This is a genomic window from Streptomyces sp. NPDC047081 (assembly GCF_040643775.1).
GTDB lineage: Bacteria > Actinomycetota > Actinomycetes > Streptomycetales > Streptomycetaceae > Streptomyces.
Window position 1 is genome coordinate 38122 of sequence record NZ_JBEYUY010000030.1, and the last position, 17565, is coordinate 55686.

Genomic DNA, 17565 nt, shown 5'->3' on the forward strand with positions numbered 1-17565 from the left:
ATCGACTGCATGACCTGGCGACATTGATCCACGACCGGCTCCGGGACCCGTCGGCTGAGCGCCACGCTGTACGCGTACGCGTTCCTCGACGACTTCGTCCTGCTCTACCCGGTGTACGCGCTGCTCTTCAGCGACACCGGCCTGTCCGTCTGGCAGATCTCCTCCCTCTTCGCCCTCTGGTCGCTCACCGGTGTCGTGCTGGAGGTGCCCTCGGGCGCCTGGGCCGACGCCGTCTCCCGACGGCTGCTGCTGTGGCTCGGCCCGCTGCTGACCGCGGTCGGCTTCGCGCTGTGGGTGCTCGTCCCGTCGTACTGGGCCTTCGCCCTCGGCTTCGTGCTGTGGGGCACCCGCGGAGCGCTGGGCTCCGGGGCGCTGGAGGCGCTCGTCTACGAGGAGCTGGAGCGGCTCGGCGCCGCCGACCGGTACGCCCATGTCATGGGCCGGGCCCATGCGGCGGGGCTGGTCGCGGTGATGGCGGCGATGGGGCTCGCCGGGCCCGTGTTCGCGCGGGGCGGCTTCCTGGCCGTGGGCGCGGCGAGCGTGCTGGCGTGCCTCGCGAGCGCCGCGGTGGCGACCCGCTTTCCCGAGCACCGGGCTGCTGCCGAGGGCGGGGGTGAGGGCTGGGCCGCGACCCTGAAGGCCGGGCTCGCGGAGGTCCGGCGCGAGCGGTCGCTGCGCGGGGCGATTCTGCTGGTCCCGGCCGTGAGCGCGGTGTGGGGAGCGCTGGACGAGTACACACCGCTGCTGGTGCACGACACGGGAGTGTCGGAGGCCCGGGTCCCCTACCTGCTCCTGCTGATCTGGGCCGGCGCCACGGCCGGCAGCCTGCTCGCCGGCCGCTGCGAACGCCTCGCGAGGAAGGGACTCGCATGGCTGCTCGCCGGAGCGGCCGCGGCGCTGGCGGCGGGAGCCCTGGCCGGAACGCCCCTCGCCCTCGGTCTCGTCGGCCTGGCCTTCGGCGGCTTCCAGCTGGCGACGGTCCTGGCCGACGTACGACTGCAGCAGCGCATCGAGGACACCGGCCGGGCGACACTCACCTCGGTCGCGGGCCTCGGCACGGAACTCGCCACGGTCGCGGTGTACGCCGGATACGCGGCGATCGAGGCGAGGACCGGGCACGGCATCGCCTTCGCGCTGTTCGCGGTGCCGTATCTGGTGACGGCACTGCTGCTCGCCGCTCGAAGACCGTCGGGCTGACGCACTGGGCCGTCCCGCGCGGCGCGCAACGAATCGCCGTCGGACCGGTGCCGTACGCAACGAACCGTCCGGCAGCGCGCAACGGGTCCTTCTTGCTGGTCGGAGGGTGGCGGCCGTACCGTCTAAAAGGCCCCCGAACCCCCCTTCGCCCCGGTGAGGAACACGCATGCGCACCGCCCTGCTCCAGAGCTCCGGCCGACCCGGCTCCGTCGTCGAGAACCTCAAGGTCCTCGACGCGGCCGCGGGCCGTGCCGCCGCCGCGGGGGCCGCGCTGCTGGCCGCGCCCGAGATGTTCCTGACCGGGTACGCGATCGGCGACGACATCGCGCGCCTCGCCGAGCCCGCCGACGGCGACTCCGCGGACGCGATCGCGGACATCGCCTCCCGGCACGGGCTCGCGATCGCCTACGGCTACCCGGAGCGCGAGGGCGAGACCGTCTTCAACTCCGCCCAGCTGATCTCCGCCGGGGGCGACCGCCTCGCCAACTACCGCAAGACCCACCTCTTCGGCTGCTTCGAGCACGACCACTTCACGCCGGGCGAGCAGCCGGTCGTGCAGGCCGAGCTGGACGGGATCACCGTCGGGCTGATGATCTGCTACGACGTCGAGTTCCCGGAGAACGTACGCGCCCACGCCCTGGCCGGCACCGACCTCCTCGTGGTCCCGACGGCGCAGATGCACCCGTTCCAGTTCGTCGCCGAGGCACTGGTCCCGGTGCGGGCCTGGGAGAACCAGTTGTACGTGGCGTACGTCAACCGGGTCGGCCAGGAAGGGGAGTTCGACTTCGTCGGCCTCTCCACGCTGGCCGGGCCCGACGGGGTCGCCCGCACCCGGGCCGGCCGCGGCGAGGAACTGCTCCTCGCCGACGTGGACCCGGCCTTCCTCGCCGCCTCCCGCAAGGCCAACCCGTACCTGAAGGACCGCCGCCCCGGTCTGTACGGGTCCCTCATCTGAATTCCCCCGGCTTTCACGAGTTCTCGCAAGGAGTCCGTACCCCATGACGTCCACGGTGCCCAACGCCGTCGAGCACACCGACGAGCAGCAGCTGCCGCCGATCACCATGTTCGGCCCGGACTTCCCGTACGCCTACGACGACTTCCTCGCCCACCCGGCGGGCCTGGGCCAGATACCGGCCACCGAGCACGGCACCGAGGTCGCGGTCATCGGCGGCGGTCTGTCCGGCATCGTGGCCGCGTACGAGCTGATGAAGATGGGCCTCAAGCCGGTCGTGTACGAGGCCGACCGGATCGGCGGGCGGCTGCGGACCGTCGGCTTCGAGGGCCAGGGGACCGAGGGCCTTACCGCCGAGATGGGCGCGATGCGCTTCCCGCCGTCCTCCACCGCCCTCCAGTACTACATCGACCTGGTCGGGCTGGAGACCCGCCCGTTCCCCAACCCCCTTGCCGAGGCGACCCCTTCGACCGTCGTCGACCTCAAGGGCGAGTCGCACTACGCCGAGACGGTCGACGACCTGCCGCAGGTCTACCGCGATGTCGCCGAGGCCTGGAACAAGTGCCTCGAAGAGGGCGCCGACTTCTCCGACATGAACCGCGCCCTGCGCGAGCGCGACGTCCCGCGCATCCGCGAGATCTGGGCCCGGCTCGTCGAGAAGCTCGACAACCAGACCTTCTACGGCTTCCTCTGCGACTCCGAGGCCTTCAGGTCCTTCCGCCACCGCGAGATCTTCGGCCAGGTCGGCTTCGGCACCGGCGGCTGGGACACCGACTTCCCCAACTCCATCCTGGAGATCCTGCGGGTCGTCTACACCGAGGCCGACGACCACCACCGCGGCATCGTCGGCGGCTCGCAGCAGCTGCCGCTGCGCCTCTGGGAGCGCGAGCCGGAGAAGATCGTGCACTGGCCGTACGGCACCTCGCTGGCGGAGCTGCACGAGAACCGCGCGCCCCGCCCGGCCGTCACCCGTCTGCACCGCACCGCCGGCAACCGGATCACGGTGACCGACGCGAACGGCGACATCCGCACCTACCAGGCGGCGATCTTCACCGCCCAGTCCTGGATGCTGCTGTCGAAGATCGCCTGCGACGACTCGCTCTTCCCGATCGACCACTGGACGGCGATCGAGCGGACCCACTACATGGAGTCCAGCAAGCTCTTCGTGCCCGTCGACCGGCCCTTCTGGCTGGACAAGGACGAGGAGACCGGCCGGGACGTCATGTCGATGACCCTCACCGACCGTATGACGCGCGGGACCTACCTCCTGGACGACGGCCCCGACAAGCCTGCCGTGATCTGCCTGTCGTACACCTGGTGCGACGACAGCCTGAAGTGGCTGCCGCTGTCGGCGGGCGAGCGGATGGAGGTCATGCTGAAGTCGCTCGGCGAGATCTATCCCAAGGTCGACATCCGGAAGCACATCATCGGCAACCCGGTGACCGTGTCCTGGGAGAACGAGCCCTACTTCATGGGCGCGTTCAAGGCCAACCTGCCCGGCCACTACCGCTACCAGCGGCGCCTGTTCACGCACTTCATGCAGGACCGGCTGCCCGAGGACAAGCGGGGCATCTTCCTCGCCGGCGACGACATCTCCTGGACGGCCGGCTGGGCCGAGGGCGCGATCCAGACCGCGCTGAACGCCGTGTGGGGCGTCATGCACCACTTCGGCGGCACGACGGACGCGAGCAACCCGGGCCCGGGCGACCTGTACGACGAGATCGCGCCGGTGGAGCTCCCGGAGGACTAGCCCGGGTCAGTCCGGCAGTGGGGTGAGCAGCATGCGGCCCGCGAACCCCACCGCCGTGTCCAGCCGCTGGGTGAACTCGGCGGCCACGTCCGGCAGTCCGCGCAGCGCCCACAGGGCCCGGGCCGCGGTCCAGGTGGCGTCCCGCGCGCGCTCCAGGCTCCACGAGCCGAGCAGATGGGTGAGCGGGTCGGCGATCTGCAAAAGGTCGGGGCCCGGCATCAGATCCTCGCGGATGCGCTCCTCCAGCGAGACGAGGAGCTCGCCCACGCGGTCGAACTCGTCCTCCAGCTCGGCCGGTTCGCAGTCCAAGCTACGACAGGCGTCCACGACGGCGAGCGCCAGGTCGTGCCCGATGTGCGCGTTGATGCCCGCAAGCGCGAACTGCAGCGGACGTACGCCGGGATGGCGGCGGAACTGGAACAGGGGGCGCCAGCAGGCCGGCGGGCGGCGCTCGTCGCCCGCCGCCTCGACGGCCGCGAGATAGCGCTCCGCGAACCGCACGTCCAGGGTGATCGCGGCCCGCGGGTCCGGGAACCCACCGGTGTCGATGCGCCGGTCGACCGCCTCGGTGACGGCGAGGTAGACGCGGTTGAAGACCGCGATCCCGTCCCGCTCGGGCAGAGCCGAGTCCAGGGCGCGCATACGGGAGACGACCGCGTCTACGGATGTGGTGAACTGTTCCAATTGCGGCATGGGGGAAGGGTCCCAGTCCTAGGCTGACGGGAGTGGCGGCGAGCCCGAGGCTTCCCCAGAACGGGGGAACGCGCCCGCTGTGGGGGAGGGGAACGGGACGGTGTCGGGCTTACGTGCGCGGCGTCTGGCCGCCCGCAGGGCCGAGCGCAGGCGGGCCGCACGGCGCGGCGCGATGGTGGCCGCCGCCTCCGTCGTGGTCGCCGTGGGCACGGCGACCGGCATGATGTCCGCCCTCGCCGACGGCCACGGCGCCGACGAGGCGCGGCCGAAGGTGACCGGCTCGCCGCGGCTTGAGCAGCTGCCGGTGGTGCCGTCGCCGTCGGCCACGGTCACCAAGTCGGCGTCCCCGAAGCCGAGTTCGTCGAGGAAGCCGAGTCCCTCGCCCACGCGGACGGAGCGGAAGCCGCAGCCCACGCCCGCGTCCGCCCGCCTCTACCGCCACCCCGACTCCCAGGTCCTCGACTGGGTCCGCGCCCACCCGGACGACCCGCGCACGCCGGTCATCGAGTCCCGGATCGCCGACCAGCCGGCCGCGGTGTGGTTCGCCGACTTCACGCCGTCGACCATCGCCTCCCGCGTCCGTGCCGTCACCTCGGGCGCGGCGGCACAGGGCCGGGTGCCGGTGGTGGTGGCGTACGCGATACCCGACCGCGACTGCGGCGGCGCGTCCCAGGGCGGGGCGCCCGACCTCGACGCGTACGACGGCTGGATCGACGACTTCGCGGCCGGGCTGGGCTCCGGCGAGGTCGTGGTCGTCCTGGAGCCCGACTCCATCGCCCAGTCCGACTGCCTCTCCGACGGCCAACGTGCCGACCGCTTCGCCTCGTTGGCCCGCGCGGGCCGCGTCCTCAAGGCCGCCGACCCCAAGGCGCGGATCTACTACGACGCGGGCCACTCCAGCTGGAACGAGCCCGCCAAGCAGGCGTCCCTGCTGAAACAGGCGGGCGCCGCCTCGGCCGCCTCCTCCGACGGGATCTTCTCCAACGTCTCCAACTTCCACACGACGTCCGACGAGATCGCGTACGACCGTGACGTCCTCGCCGCTCTCGGCGGGCCCGCGAGCCTGGGCGCCGTCATCGACACCAGCCGCAACGGCAACGGCGCCCCGGCGGACGGCCAGTGGTGCGATCCCGCGGGCCGGAAGATCGGCCGGGCACCGACGCTGAGCACGGGTGAGGCACGCATCGACGCCTACCTGTGGGTGAAGCTGCCGGGGGAGTCGGACGGGTGCAAGGGATCGCCGGGGACGTTCAGTCCGTCGTACGCCTACGCCTTGGCGTCGTCGTAGGAAGATGTCCCCTCGTCCAGCAGCGGCTCCTGGGTCTTCAGGTGGGCTGGGGCGAAGGCGCGCAGGGCGTGGTAGCCGGTGATGATGCCCGCGGCGGCCGGGACCAGGTTCAGCGGATTGCGCAGGTCCACCCGGGCGTTGGTCCAGATCTGCGCACCGAGCAGGCCGATCATGCCGTACAGGATGGGTGATGCCGCCGAGGACACCGCCGGGGACCGCGGCCACGATCGCGCCGAACTTCGGGCAGAGGCCGAAGAGGAGGGCGAAGCCGGCGGCGGCCCAGTAGGCGGAGGTGGAGTAGACGCGGGTCGCGGCCATCACGCCGACCACTGGAAGCTCGGGCCGTGGAAGGAGGGCAGGCCGATCCGGTCGGCCTTGCCGACACCGGAGAGGTCGAGCCGCCAGTGGTCGGTGACCTTGCCGCTGCCGTTGACCGAGTGGATACGGCCGAAGTCCGGTCGAAGGCCCAGGAGATGCCGTACCCGAAGACCAGGCCCAGGAAGATCGCGACGCGACAGTGAGCAGCCCAGGTAGCTGGGCACCCGGCCGCGCGTCGCCAGCAGGAAGATCACGGTCGCGATGCCCGACATCATGATCGCGAGGTTGGGGTCGAGACCGATCAGTACCGGGGCCACGAAGGACGCGCCGAACATGGCCACCACGTGCTGGGCGCCGAGGCGGGGCCAGGAGAGGCCGGGGGGCGCTTTCTCTGTGCGTGAAGTTCTGTACGTGAAGTCCTGTCCGGACCATTGTCACGGCTACCTCGCACCTCTACGCTCGCACGGTCCTACTCATGAACCACGTTCACATTTCTGACCATTCGTTCGATGGATCGGAGTGCTCGATGAGAGGAAGATCCCGTGCGGCCGTCCTGCTGGCGGCGGTGGTGAGTCTCGCAGCCGTGCTCGTCCCGTCGGCACAGGCGGGCCCGAAGGCCCCCGACACCGCGGTCCTCGACGGCGCCCGGCTGCAGCAGACCAAGGCGCGGCTGGACCGCGGTGATCCCCAACTGCGCCGGGAGGTCAAGGACTTGACGGCCCGCGCCGACAACTGGCTGTCCCAGGGCCCCTGGACGGTCGTCGACAAGCCCAAGCCGGCACCCGGCGGCGACGTCCACGACTACCTCAGCCAGGCCCCCTACTGGTGGCCCACCACGACCCCGACCGCCGACAACCCCTGGGGCTGCCCGTACGTCCAGCGCGACGGACAGCGCAACCCCGAGGTCGACTCCGGCACCGACCGCCAGGACGTCGAGCACGTCTTCGACTCGACGTACGACCTCTCCCTGGCCTGGTACTACACGGGCAAGAAGGTGTACGCGGAGAAGGCCGCCCAGGTCCTGCGCACCTGGTTCCTCGACCCGGCCACCCGCATGAACCCGAACCTGAACCACGCCCAGTTCATCCCGTGCAAGTACGACGGCCGCTCGATCGGCATCATCGACTTCTCGCAGTCGTACACCAGCGTCCTCGACGCCCAGGCGATCCTCGCCGCCGGGGCGCCCGGCTGGAGCGCCGAGGACCGCGCCGCGATGGGCAAGTGGAACTCGGACTTCCTCGGCTGGCTGAAGAACAGCGACTTCGGCAAGGAGGAGGGCGCGGCGGCCAACAACCACGGCACCTTCTACGACATGCAGCTCGCCGCCCTCGCCTACGCGACCGGCGACCGGGCGCTGGCCCGGCGGACGGTCCTGGACGCCCGTACCAGACGCGTCGATCCGCAGATCGCGGCCGACGGCAGCCAGCCGCAGGAGCTGGCGCGCACCCGCAGCTGGCACTACTCGACCTTCGACCTGGTCGCCTACACCCGGCTCGCGGCGATCGGCCGGCACGTCGGCGTGAACCTCTGGGCCTACCAAGGCCCCGACGGGCAGGGGCTGTTCAAGGCCGTGGATTTCCTGCTGCCCGCCGCGACCGGGGCCGCCGCGTGGTCGTATCCGGAGCTGGAGTTCCACCGGTTCGCGGCGAGCGACGTCGTGCACGCGGCGGCGGACGCGGGGGACAAGGCCGCACAGCAGGCCGTACGGAAGCTGGAGGCGCCGCCCGGCGGTGACCTGTGGGCGCTGCGCCCGGCGGCCGAGCAGCTGGACTCGATCGCGGGCTGAGACCGGCCCTCCCGACCGGGACTCCCGGGCGTCCGTCCAGGACGGAGCGCCCCCACCGCTTCGTCGCGAGGACGCCCGGGAGTCCCTCCGGACCTCAGGGGCGCGGGTCGGGAACCACCGCGGTCGGCGGGCTGACCGTCTTCCGCCCGCGCTCGCCACTGCGCAGCACCCCGGCGAAGGCGGCGAGCCCGCAGGCCAGCACGGTCACCAGCACGAACGACACCACCAGGCTCGTCGCCTGCGCCACCCCGCCGATCAGGCCGGGCGCGATCAGACCCGAGGTGTACGTGATGGTCGCGACGCCCGCGATGGCCTGACTGGGGTTGGGGCCCGCGTGCCCGGCCGCCGCGAAGCACAGCGGTACGACGACGGCGATGCCCAGGCCCAGCAACGCGAAGCCCGCCATCGCGACGGCCGGATGGCCCGCGAGGACGATCAGCACTCCGCCGAGGACGGCGAAGCCGCCGCCGATACGGACCGTGCGGACCGCGCCGAAGCGGTTGACGACCGTGTCGCCGACCAGCCGGGCCACCGCCATGGTGAGCATGAAGCCTGTCGTGCACGCGGCGGCCAGACCCGCCGACGTCTCCAGCTGGTCGCGCAGATAGACCGCCGACCAGTCGAGGCTCGCGCCCTCCGCGAACACCGCGCAGAAGCCGACCGCGCCGATCAGCAGCGCCGACTTCGGCGGCAGCGCGAACCTCGGGGGCGGCTCCTCGTCCTCGGCCGGCTGCAGGTCGAGGACCCAGGTGCAGGCCACGAGGCCGAGCATGGTGAGGGTCGCCGCCGCCAGCGCGAAGTGCACCCGCGCGTCCGCGCCGAGGTGCGCGGCGAGCGTGCCGCCCGCCGAGCCGATCAGGGCGCCCGCGCTCCACATGCCGTGCAGCCCGGACATGATCGACTTGTCGAGAAGCCGCTCCACTTCCACGCCCAGCGCGTTCATCGCGACGTCGGCCATGCCCGCGCTCGCGCCGTACACGAACATCGACAGGCACAGGGTGAGCATGTTCGGCGCGAGGGACGGCAGGACCAGGGCCAGCGTCCACATCGCGATCAGGCCGCGCAGGGCGGTGCGGCTGCCGAAGCGGTGGCTGATACGGCCCGCGAGCGGCATCGAGCAGGAGGCGCCGAAGGCCGTGAAGGCGAGCGCGAAGCCCAGCTGGCCCGCGCTGAGCCCCGCGTGCTCCTGGATCCACGGCACGCGGGTCGCGAAGGAACCGGTCACGGCGCCGTGCACGGCGAACACGGCGGCCACGGCGTACCGGGCCCGCCGTATCTCGCGCAAGTCACAGAGCATGTCGCTCATTCTCCGGCCCCTCCCGGTTCCTCAGGCCCTCATTGGCGTCCCGAAAACTATCAGGAACCCTGCCTGATAGATAGTGCAATACTGGCCGCGACGCAGATCTGGAAGGATCCCGGCATGCCCGCATCCCCCAGCACCGCACGGGCCATCAACGACCGGCTCGCCCTGCAACTGCTCCAGGACGAGGGCCCGTTGACGGCGGGTCAGCTCAAGCAGCTGACCGGACTGTCCCGGCCGACCGTCGCCGACCTGGTCGAGCGGCTCACCGCGTCCGGACTGGTCACCGTGGTCGGAGAAGCGGGGGAGCAGCGGCGCGGGCCCAACGCCAAGCTGTACGGGATCCTGGCCGACCGGGCGCATCTCGCCGCCCTCGACGTCCGTACCGAGGGCGTGTCCGTGGTGGTCACCGACCTCGTGGGGCGGGATCTCGCCGAGGCCTCCGTGCCGATCGGGGGCGACACGGGGACGGGGCCCGCCGTGGAGCAGGCGGTCATGCTGGTGGAGCGGGTGGTGAAGGAGGCGGGCGCGGACCGGCTGCACACCGTCGGCATCGGCGCGCCCGGCCTGATCGACCCCGCCACGGGTGACCTCCGCGACAGCTCCGGCCTGCCCGAATGGCATCGCCGCCTGGTCGCCGCGCTGCAGGAGCGGCTGCCCGAGGCCCGGGTGAGCGTCGAGAACGAGACCAACCTCGCGGCACTGGCCGAACAGCGCGAGGGCGCGGCCCGGGACCGTGACACCTTCGTCCTGCTGTGGCTGAGCCATGGCACGGGCGCGGCGGTGGTCCTCGACGGCGCGCTGCGCCGCGGCGTGTCAGGTGGCATGGGGGAGATCGGTTTCCTGCCGGTGCCGGGGACCGCGGGCCTGCCGTCGGCGACGGACTGCGAGGGGGGTTTCCATTCGCTGGCCGGGGCGGCGGCGATCGTGGGGCTGGCGGGGGAGCACGGGGTGATGGCGGAGGGAGTGGGGGTCGAGCCGGTGGCCGCGGGGGTGGTGCGGGGAGCCGTGGCGGCGGTCCCCGCGGACCCGGCTTCCGGCCGCTTCCTCGACGCCCTCGCCGACCGGCTCGCCGTCGGCGTCGCCTCCGTCGTGGCGATCCTCGATCCCGGGTGTGTCGTCCTCGGCGGCGAGGTCGGACAGGCCGGTGGCGAGGAGCTCGCCGCGCGCGTCGAGGCGCGGGTCCGGCGGATGTCGCCGCTGGTCACCGAGGTGCGGCCGAGTCTGCTCGGCGGCGGTGCCGTACTGCGCGGGGCGCTGCTCACGGCGCGGGACCGTGCTCAGGACGAGCTGTTCGGGTCGCCCGAGCGCTGAATCCCGTGAGCGGGACGCCGGCTTCCGCTCACCCCTTCCGCCCCGCGAGGTACTCCTCGAACGTGCCCTTCCCGACCGCCCGTTCCGGCGCGAGGTGCCCGCCCTCGCGGAAGGCCCGGTACGCCTTGCCCCACAGCGGCACGCTCAGCACCGCCCGGCGCCGGCCCGTCGACTTCAGCCAGGCGCGGGCGAAGGACTCGAAGGTCCGGGTCTCGGGCCCGCCCATGTCCTCGACCCGCCCCGCGGGACCCGCGCCGGCCAGTTCCGCCAGCCGGTCCGCGACCTCCGCGACCTCGACCGGCTGGTCGCGGACCCCGGCCGGGAGGAGCACGACCGGCAGCTTCGCCAGCGCTCGGAACATCCTCGCCAGCAGGTCGTGGAACTGCGTCGCCCGCAGCACCGTCCAGCCCAGCCCCGACTCCTCGATCAGCTTCTCGACGTCGAGCTTGGCCCGGTAGTACGGGAACGGCACCCGGTCCACGCCGACGATCGAGATGTAGACCAGGTGCCCCACGCCCGCCCGCCGCGCCGCCGCGACCAGGTTCGCCGCCGCCTTCCGGTCCCCGCCGGTCTGCGTGGTCGCGCAGTGCACGACCGTCTCCACACCCTCGACCGCCGCGTCCAGCCCGGCACCGCCTTCCCGCAGGTCGACGGCGTACGGCTGGGCATGGCGGCTGAGTACCCGCACCTCGTGCCCGTTCGCCCGCAGCCGTTCGGCGACGAGCCGGCCGAGGGTTCCGGTTCCGCCGGTCACCAGGATCGTGGTCATGCCGTTCAGTCCCTTCCGATGGCGGGCGGTCCGGGTCGGATCACCCTGCCCAGCTGAGACCGAGCAGCCCGGCGGAACGTGACAGGCCGCTACGGACGTGCGAGCTGACGTCGTACGAAATCCAGCTTGTCCGGGTTGACCACGGCCCGCACATGGGAGATCAGCCCGTCGCGCACCTCGAAGGCGACCGTGCCGAAGAGCTTGTCGCCCGCCCACGCGGCGAGGCCCGGCTCGCCGTTGATCTCGGCAGGAGTGAAGGTCAGGCCGGCCGCGAAGCGCTCGGCGCCGCCCAGCGTGAGGCGTCCGACCTTGTCGCGGCCGTGGACCGCCCGCCGGGCCGCGCTGACCTTGCCGCCGCCGTCGCTGGTCCAGGTCACGTCCGCCGCCAGCACCTTCTCCAGGGCGGCCAGATCACCGTCCCGGGCCGCCGTTAGGAACGACGTGACGAGCTCCCGCTGCCGCTCGGGCGCCGGCTCGAACCGCGGCCGTCCCTCGCCCACGCGCTGCACCGCCCGCCGGTACAGCTGACGGCAGTTGGCCTCGGCGAGGTCCAGCACACCGGCGATCTCCCGGTGCCCGTACCCGAAGGCCTCCCGCAGCACGTACACCGCGCGCTCGGTCGGGGTGAGCCGCTCCAGCAGGACCAGCATCGCCATCGACACCGCCTCGCGCTGCTCGGCCGACTCCATCGGGCCCAGGGCGCCGTCCGAGGTGACGACGGGTTCCGGCAGCCACTCGCCGACGTACCGCTCGCGCCGGGCCCGCGCCGAGGTGAGCCGGGAGAGGCAGAGGTTGGTGACGACCTTGGCGAGCCAGGCCGCCGGATGCTCGATGTGGCCGCGGTCGGCCGAGCTGAAGCGGAGATACGCGTCCTGCACCGCGTCCTCGGCCTCGTCCGCCGAGCCCAGCAGTCGGTAGGCGAGCCCGAACAGCCGGGGCCGGTGCGGCTCGAAGTCGTCGGCGGTCGCGCTGCTCATGGTTCCACCCTGCCACCAGGGCGGGGCTGTCGCGGAGTTGGGGGCCCGGCGGCGGGCAAGGGCCGTCGTCACCGCCGCCGGGCCGGTCTCGGGGAGACGAAAGGACTAGACCAAAGCCTCCATCAGGTCGGGCGAGTTGAGAAGTACAGAGACGGTGGCTGTGAGCCACCCCACAACGTTCACCCGTATGGACTCCGATCAGGCGTGGCACACTGGCTATGTACCAGAAGCAGCGCACTCCGGGGTCGGTGAAAGTCCGAACCGGCGGTTACAGTCCGCGACCCGGTCGCTTCCAGCGGCCGGTTGACCAGGCGAAATTCCTGGACCGACGGTTAAAGTCCGGATGGGAGGCAGTGCGCGGCGGGCGGGCATTCGTGCGCGTCGCCGTATCCGCTTCGTCCTACGGGACGAATGTGTCCGGCGCCGCCCCCGGTGTCCCTGCCCGTACATTCTGTCGTCATCGACAGCCCCGGAGTCCGTGCCCGAATGAGGCAGGAGGACCCGGGAAGTGTTCACCGGAATCGTCGAAGAGCTGGGCGAGATCACCGACGTCGAGAACCTCGGTGACTCCTGTCGCTTCCGAGTGCGCGGCCCCGTCGTCACCGACGGCGCGAAGCACGGGGACTCCATCGCGGTCAACGGCGTCTGCCTGACCGTCGTCGAGCACGAGGGCGACGAGTTCACCGCCGACGTCATGGCCGAGACCCTCGACCGCTCCAGCCTCGGCGCCATCGCCGTCGGCTCCCGCGTCAACCTGGAGCGCCCCACCGCGGTCGGTGCCCGCCTGGGCGGCCACATCGTGCAGGGCCACGTCGACGGCACCGGGCAGGTCCTGGAGCGCAAGCCCTCCGAGAACTGGGAGATCATCAAGATCTCGCTGCCCGCCGACCTCGCGCGCTACGTGGTCGAGAAGGGCTCCATCACCGTCGACGGCATCAGCCTCACGGTCGTGGACGCCGGCCCGGACTACTTCACGATCAGCCTGATCCCCACCACGCTCGCCCTCACCACCCTGGGCATCAAGCAGCCCGGCGACCCGGTCAACCTGGAGGTCGACGTCGTCGCCAAATACGTCGAGCGGCTGCTCGCGGCCGGTCAGGGGGCGGGCAGGTGAACTGGCTGAACTCCGAGGCGTTCGTCATGTTCGACCAGCACATCATCTGGTCCGACATGATCGGCAACATCCTCGGCCTGATCACCCTGGCCCTCGGCTGGCGCCGCTCCCTGCTGACCTGGCCCGTCCAGTTCCTCTCCGGCCTGGTCCTGTTCATCGCCTTCTACGGGCATCTCGCGGGCAGCGCCGGCAAGCAGGTCGTCGTGATGGTCGTGGCGCTGTACGGCTGGTGGCAGTGGAACCGCGACAAGGGCCGGGGCACCGACGGCCACATCACCCCGCGGTTCGCCACCTGGCGCGAGCGCGGCGCCATGGTCGCCGCCGCGGCGGTCGGCACGGTCGCCGTCGCCCTGCTCTTCAAGGCCTACCCGTCCCTGTCCTGGGACCCCTGGCCGGACGCCTACATCTTCGTCGGCACCATCGTCGCCATGTACGCCCAGGCCCGCGGCATGACCGAGTTCTGGATCGCCTGGCTCCTGGTCGACCTGGTCGGCGTCCCCCTCAACTTCGCCAACGGCTACGCCTTCTCCGGCTTCGTCTACGTCATCTACGGCGCACTCGTCCTGTGGGGCATGCGCGACTGGTGGCTGCGCTCCCGCAGGACGCCGCAGCCCGTCCTGGAAGGAGCGCCGGCATGAGCACGGCACCGATCCTGTACAGCACGGACGGCATCGAGGACTGGTCCCTCGACCCGATCGAGCAGGCCATCGCCGACATCGCGGCCGGCCGCCCGATCGTGGTCGTCGACGACGAGGACCGCGAGAACGAGGGCGACCTCGTCGTGGCCGCCGAGAAGATCACCCCCGAGATCGTCGCCTTCATGATGAGCGAGTGCCGCGGCCTGATCTGCGCCCCCATGGAGGGCGAGGAACTGGACCGGCTCAAGCTGCCGCAGATGGTCGACGACAACACCGAGTCGATGAAGACCGCCTTCACCGTCTCCGTCGACGCCTCCGGCGCCCACGGCGTCACCACCGGCATCTCGGCCTCCGACCGCGCCACCACGCTCCGGCTGCTGGCGAGCGGCGACGCCGAGCCGGGCGACCTCGTCCGCCCCGGCCACATCTTCCCGCTGCGCGCCCGGCCCGGCGGCGTCCTGACCCGCAACGGCCACACCGAGGCCGCCGTCGACCTCGCCCGCCTCGCGGGCCTGCGCCCGGCCGGCGCCATCGTCGAGATCGCCGGCGAGGACGGCCGCATGCTGCGCCTGCCCGAGCTGATCCCGTTCGCCCGCAAGCACGGCCTGACGATCATCTCCATCGAGGACCTGATCGCCTACCGGCAGACCGCCGAGCCCACCGTCCGCCGCGAGGCCGAGACCCGACTGCCCACCGCCCACGGCGAGTTCAAGGCCTACGGCTACCGCTCCACCGTCGACGGCGTCGAGCACGTCGCCCTCGTCCACGGCGAGATCGGCGACGGCGAGAACGTCCTGGTCCGCGTCCACTCCGAGTGCCTCACCGGCGACATCTTCGCCTCCCTGCGCTGCGACTGCGGCCCCCAGCTGGAGGCCTCCCTGGAGCGCATCCAGGCCGAGGGCCGGGGCGTCGTCGTCTACCTGCGCGGCCACGAAGGGCGCGGTATCGGCCTGCTGTCCAAGCTGCGCGCGTACGAGCTCCAGGAGCGCGGCCGCGACACCCTCGACGCCAACCTGGAACTGGGCCTGCCCGCCGACGCCCGGGACTACGGCGCGGGCGCCCAGATCCTGGAGGATCTCGGCGTGCGCAGCGTGCGGCTGATGACCAACAACCCCGCCAAGACCGACGCCCTGCTGCGGCACGGGCTCAAGGTCACCGGCCGGGAGCCGATGCCCGTACAGGCGGGCGAGCACAACCTCCGCTACCTGCGCACCAAGCGGGACCGGATGGGCCACGACCTGCCCTGGCTGGACACCGCCCCGGCGGCCCCCCTGTCCACCTGCAACAACCAGTAGATCCGTACTTCTAGGAGACAAGAGAACGTGAGCGGCAAGGGCGCACCCGAACTGTCCGTACGCAACGTGGGCGACCTGCGGGTCGCCGTCATCGCGGCGCAGTGGCACGAAAAGGTGATGGACGGCCTGGTGGACGGCGCCCTGCGCGCCCTGCACGACCTCGGCATCGACGAGCCGACCCTCCTGCGGGTCCCCGGCAGCTGGGAACTCCCGGTCGTCGCCAAGGTCCTCGCGGGCCGCGGCTACGACGCGATCGTCGCCCTCGGTGTCGTCATCCGCGGCGGCACCCCGCACTTCGAGTACGTGTGCCAGGGCGTGACCCAGGGCCTCACCCAGGTCTCCGTCGAGACCGGCGTCCCCGTCGGCTTCGGCGTGCTGACCTGCGACACCGAGGAGCAGGCGCTGGACCGGGCCGGCATCGAGGGCTCCAACGAGGACAAGGGACACGAGGCGGTGACGGCCGCGGTCGCCACCGCGGCCACGCTCCGCTCAGTATCTGAACCGTGGCGATAGAGACACTATTAAGTGCAATAGAGTGGGCGCCACCATGTCCAAGAAGACGTTCGAGGAGCTCTTCACCGAGCTCCAGCACAAGGCCGCCAACGGCGATCCCGCCACCTCCCGCACCGCCGAGCTGGTCGGCAAGGGCGTCCATGCCATCGGCAAGAAGGTCGTCGAGGAGGCCGCCGAGGTCTGGATGGCCGCCGAGTACGAGGGCAAGGAAGCGGCCGCCGAGGAGATCTCGCAGCTGCTGTACCACGTCCAGGTGATGATGGTCGCCCGCGGCATCTCCCTGGACGACGTGTACGCCCACCTGTAAGTCTCCCGCCGCAACACCCCCTTCAGAGCAAAGGAAGCCGACCTCATGCTGCGCATCGCCGTCCCCAACAAGGGTTCCCTGTCAGGCCCTGCGGCGGACATGCTGCATGAGGCCGGCTACCAGCAGCGCCGCGAGTCCAAGGAACTGCGGATCGTCGACCCGGCCAACGACGTGGAGTTCTTCTACCTCCGGCCGCGCGACATCGCGATCTACGTCTCCTCCGGCCGGCTCGACATCGGCATCACCGGCCGCGACCTGCTGATCGACTCCGGCGCCGACGCCGAGGAGATCCTTCCCCTCGGCTTCGCCCGCTCCACCTTCCGCTTCGCCTCCAAGCCGGGCGAGGCGACCGGCGTGGCGGACCTCAAGGGCAAGACCGTCGCCACCTCGTACGAGGGAATCGTCGCCGGACACCTCGCCGAGCAGGGCGTCGACGCCTCCGTCGTCCACCTCGACGGCGCCGTCGAGACCGCCATCGAGCTCGGGGTCGCCGAGGTCATCGCGGACGTCGTCGAGACCGGCACCAGCCTGCGCAACGCGGGCCTGGAGGTCTTCGGCGAGCCCATCATGAAGTCCGAGGCCGTCGTCATCCGGCGCACCGGCGCCGACGCCGAGGAGCCCAAGGTCCAGCAGTTCCTGCGCCGGCTGCAGGGCGTCCTGGTGGCCCGGACGTACGTGATGATGGACTACGACTGCCGCGTCGAGCAGCTGGAGAAGGCCGTCGCCCTGACCCCCGGCCTGGAGTCGCCGACCGTCTCCCCGCTGCACAACGAGGGCTGGGTCGCCGTACGCGCGATGGTCCCCGCCAAGGAGGCGCAGCGGATCATGGACGACCTGTACGACATCGGCGCGCGCGCCATCCTGACCACGGCCATCCACGCCTGCCGTCTCTGAGGAGCTACCAGATGTCCTCCGAGCTGCCCGTCCTGCCGGTCACGTTCCGGCCGGGGACCACGCGTGCCGTGCTGCTCGGCGCCGCCGGCGCGATCTTCGTGACCATCACCGCGGTCGCGCTGCTGCTGGAGCAGCTCGGTCCGGGCGAGCGCCTGAGCTTCATCTTCACGGCGGCCCTGCTCGCCGGTGTCCTGTTCCTGCTGGCTCGGGTGAAGGTCGTCGCCGACGACACCGGGGTCACCGTCCAGAACATCGCCAGCAGGCGCCGGCTGGCCTGGGCCGAGATCATCCAGGTGAATCTCCGCCCCGGCGACCCGTGGGTGTTCCTCAACCTGAGTGACGGCACCAGCCTGCCCGCGCTCGGCATCCAGCCGGGCATCGCCAAGGAGCGTGCCATCGCCGACGCACGCACCCTGCGGGCTCTGGTGGAGGCTCGTTCCCCGAGGGATCTGCCGTAGAG

General features: G+C 71.6%; 17 protein-coding genes, 1 pseudogene and 1 riboswitch. Of the genes and pseudogenes, 13 read left to right on the forward strand and 5 right to left on the reverse strand.

Annotated features, from left to right (window positions below):
• The first annotated feature begins 54 nt into the window (after positions 1-54).
• The 3 genes from ABZ848_RS39640 to ABZ848_RS39650 all read left to right on the forward strand — a co-directional run bounded on the left by ABZ848_RS39640 (position 55) and on the right by ABZ848_RS39650 (position 3899).
• Positions 55-1197, forward strand: a complete 1143-nt coding sequence (locus tag ABZ848_RS39640) for an MFS transporter (RefSeq protein WP_360840025.1) — start codon at positions 55-57, stop codon at positions 1195-1197.
• Between the two features lie 166 nt (positions 1198-1363).
• Positions 1364-2152 carry a carbon-nitrogen hydrolase family protein gene (locus ABZ848_RS39645; RefSeq protein WP_360839909.1) on the forward strand — a complete coding sequence of 263 codons (789 nt, stop codon included), beginning with the start codon at positions 1364-1366 and terminating at the stop codon, positions 2150-2152.
• Positions 2153-2195: 43 nt separating this feature from the next.
• Complete coding sequence (locus ABZ848_RS39650) at positions 2196-3899, forward strand: NAD(P)/FAD-dependent oxidoreductase (RefSeq protein ID WP_360839911.1); 1704 nt, start codon at positions 2196-2198, stop codon at positions 3897-3899.
• A gap of 6 nt (positions 3900-3905) precedes the next feature.
• On the opposite strand, the gene ABZ848_RS39655 is transcribed toward ABZ848_RS39650, so the two are convergent.
• Positions 3906-4592, reverse strand: coding sequence for a DUF5995 family protein (locus ABZ848_RS39655; protein WP_360839913.1), 687 nt, complete (start codon positions 4590-4592; stop codon positions 3906-3908).
• A 172-nt stretch (positions 4593-4764) separates the two neighbouring features.
• Between ABZ848_RS39655 and ABZ848_RS39660 the strand changes: the two genes are divergently transcribed.
• A complete protein-coding gene (locus tag ABZ848_RS39660; RefSeq protein ID WP_360840026.1) occupies positions 4765-5880 on the forward strand; it encodes a glycoside hydrolase family 6 protein in 1116 nt (371 codons plus the stop codon).
• On the opposite strand, the pseudogene ABZ848_RS39665 reads toward ABZ848_RS39660, so the two are convergent.
• Positions 5859-6572, reverse strand: a pseudogene (locus tag ABZ848_RS39665) (solute carrier family 23 protein); the annotation flags it as partial. The gene ABZ848_RS39660 and the pseudogene ABZ848_RS39665 sit on opposite strands and share 22 nt — an antisense overlap.
• Positions 6573-6724: 152 nt before the next feature.
• On the opposite strand from ABZ848_RS39665, the gene ABZ848_RS39670 reads away from it, so the two are divergent.
• Positions 6725-7984 (forward strand): alginate lyase family protein, encoded by a 1260-nt coding sequence (locus ABZ848_RS39670; protein WP_360839915.1) that lies wholly within the window; start codon positions 6725-6727, stop codon positions 7982-7984.
• A 94-nt stretch (positions 7985-8078) separates the two neighbouring features.
• Here the strand turns inward: ABZ848_RS39670 and ABZ848_RS39675 are convergent, their stop codons facing one another.
• Positions 8079-9290, reverse strand: coding sequence for an MFS transporter (locus ABZ848_RS39675; RefSeq protein WP_360839917.1), 1212 nt, complete (start codon positions 9288-9290; stop codon positions 8079-8081).
• Between the two features lie 114 nt (positions 9291-9404).
• Between ABZ848_RS39675 and ABZ848_RS39680 the strand changes: the two genes are divergently transcribed.
• Complete coding sequence (locus tag ABZ848_RS39680) at positions 9405-10598, forward strand: ROK family transcriptional regulator (protein WP_360839918.1); 1194 nt, start codon at positions 9405-9407, stop codon at positions 10596-10598.
• A 28-nt stretch (positions 10599-10626) separates the two neighbouring features.
• Here ABZ848_RS39680 and ABZ848_RS39685 read toward each other — a convergent pair whose 3' ends face one another.
• A complete protein-coding gene (locus tag ABZ848_RS39685) occupies positions 10627-11367 on the reverse strand; it encodes an SDR family oxidoreductase (RefSeq protein ID WP_360839920.1) in 741 nt (246 codons plus the stop codon).
• Between the two features lie 89 nt (positions 11368-11456).
• Entirely contained in the window at positions 11457-12344 is an 888-nt protein-coding gene (locus ABZ848_RS39690) for an RNA polymerase sigma-70 factor (protein WP_360839922.1), read from the reverse strand.
• Between the two features lie 230 nt (positions 12345-12574).
• A riboswitch (FMN riboswitch) is annotated at positions 12575-12705 on the forward strand.
• 147 nt (positions 12706-12852) lie between these two features.
• On the opposite strand from ABZ848_RS39690, the gene ABZ848_RS39695 reads away from it, so the two are divergent.
• From ABZ848_RS39695 to ABZ848_RS39725, 7 genes are read left to right on the forward strand one after another with little or no spacing between them, the layout of a single operon-like run.
• A complete protein-coding gene (locus ABZ848_RS39695; RefSeq protein WP_360839923.1) occupies positions 12853-13458 on the forward strand; it encodes a riboflavin synthase in 606 nt (201 codons plus the stop codon).
• Positions 13455-14096: a nicotinamide riboside transporter PnuC gene (pnuC, locus tag ABZ848_RS39700; protein WP_360839925.1), complete on the forward strand. Its 642-nt coding sequence runs from the start codon at positions 13455-13457 to the stop codon at positions 14094-14096. Before ABZ848_RS39695 ends, pnuC begins: the two co-directional genes overlap by 4 nt.
• On the forward strand, positions 14093-15391 hold the full coding sequence (locus ABZ848_RS39705) for a bifunctional 3,4-dihydroxy-2-butanone-4-phosphate synthase/GTP cyclohydrolase II (protein WP_360839927.1): 1299 nt from the start codon (positions 14093-14095) through the stop codon (positions 15389-15391). Before pnuC ends, ABZ848_RS39705 begins: the two co-directional genes overlap by 4 nt.
• A 27-nt stretch (positions 15392-15418) precedes the next feature.
• Positions 15419-15904, forward strand: a complete 486-nt coding sequence (gene ribH, locus ABZ848_RS39710; RefSeq protein WP_003988915.1) for a 6,7-dimethyl-8-ribityllumazine synthase — start codon at positions 15419-15421, stop codon at positions 15902-15904.
• Positions 15905-15938: 34 nt separating this feature from the next.
• A complete protein-coding gene (locus tag ABZ848_RS39715) occupies positions 15939-16211 on the forward strand; it encodes a phosphoribosyl-ATP diphosphatase (protein ID WP_031486114.1) in 273 nt (90 codons plus the stop codon).
• 45 nt (positions 16212-16256) lie between these two features.
• Positions 16257-17105 (forward strand): ATP phosphoribosyltransferase, encoded by an 849-nt coding sequence (gene hisG, locus ABZ848_RS39720; protein ID WP_360839929.1) that lies wholly within the window; start codon positions 16257-16259, stop codon positions 17103-17105.
• Positions 17106-17116: 11 nt separating this feature from the next.
• A complete protein-coding gene (locus ABZ848_RS39725; RefSeq protein ID WP_360839931.1) occupies positions 17117-17563 on the forward strand; it encodes a PH domain-containing protein in 447 nt (148 codons plus the stop codon).
• Positions 17564-17565: the final 2 nt, after the last annotated feature.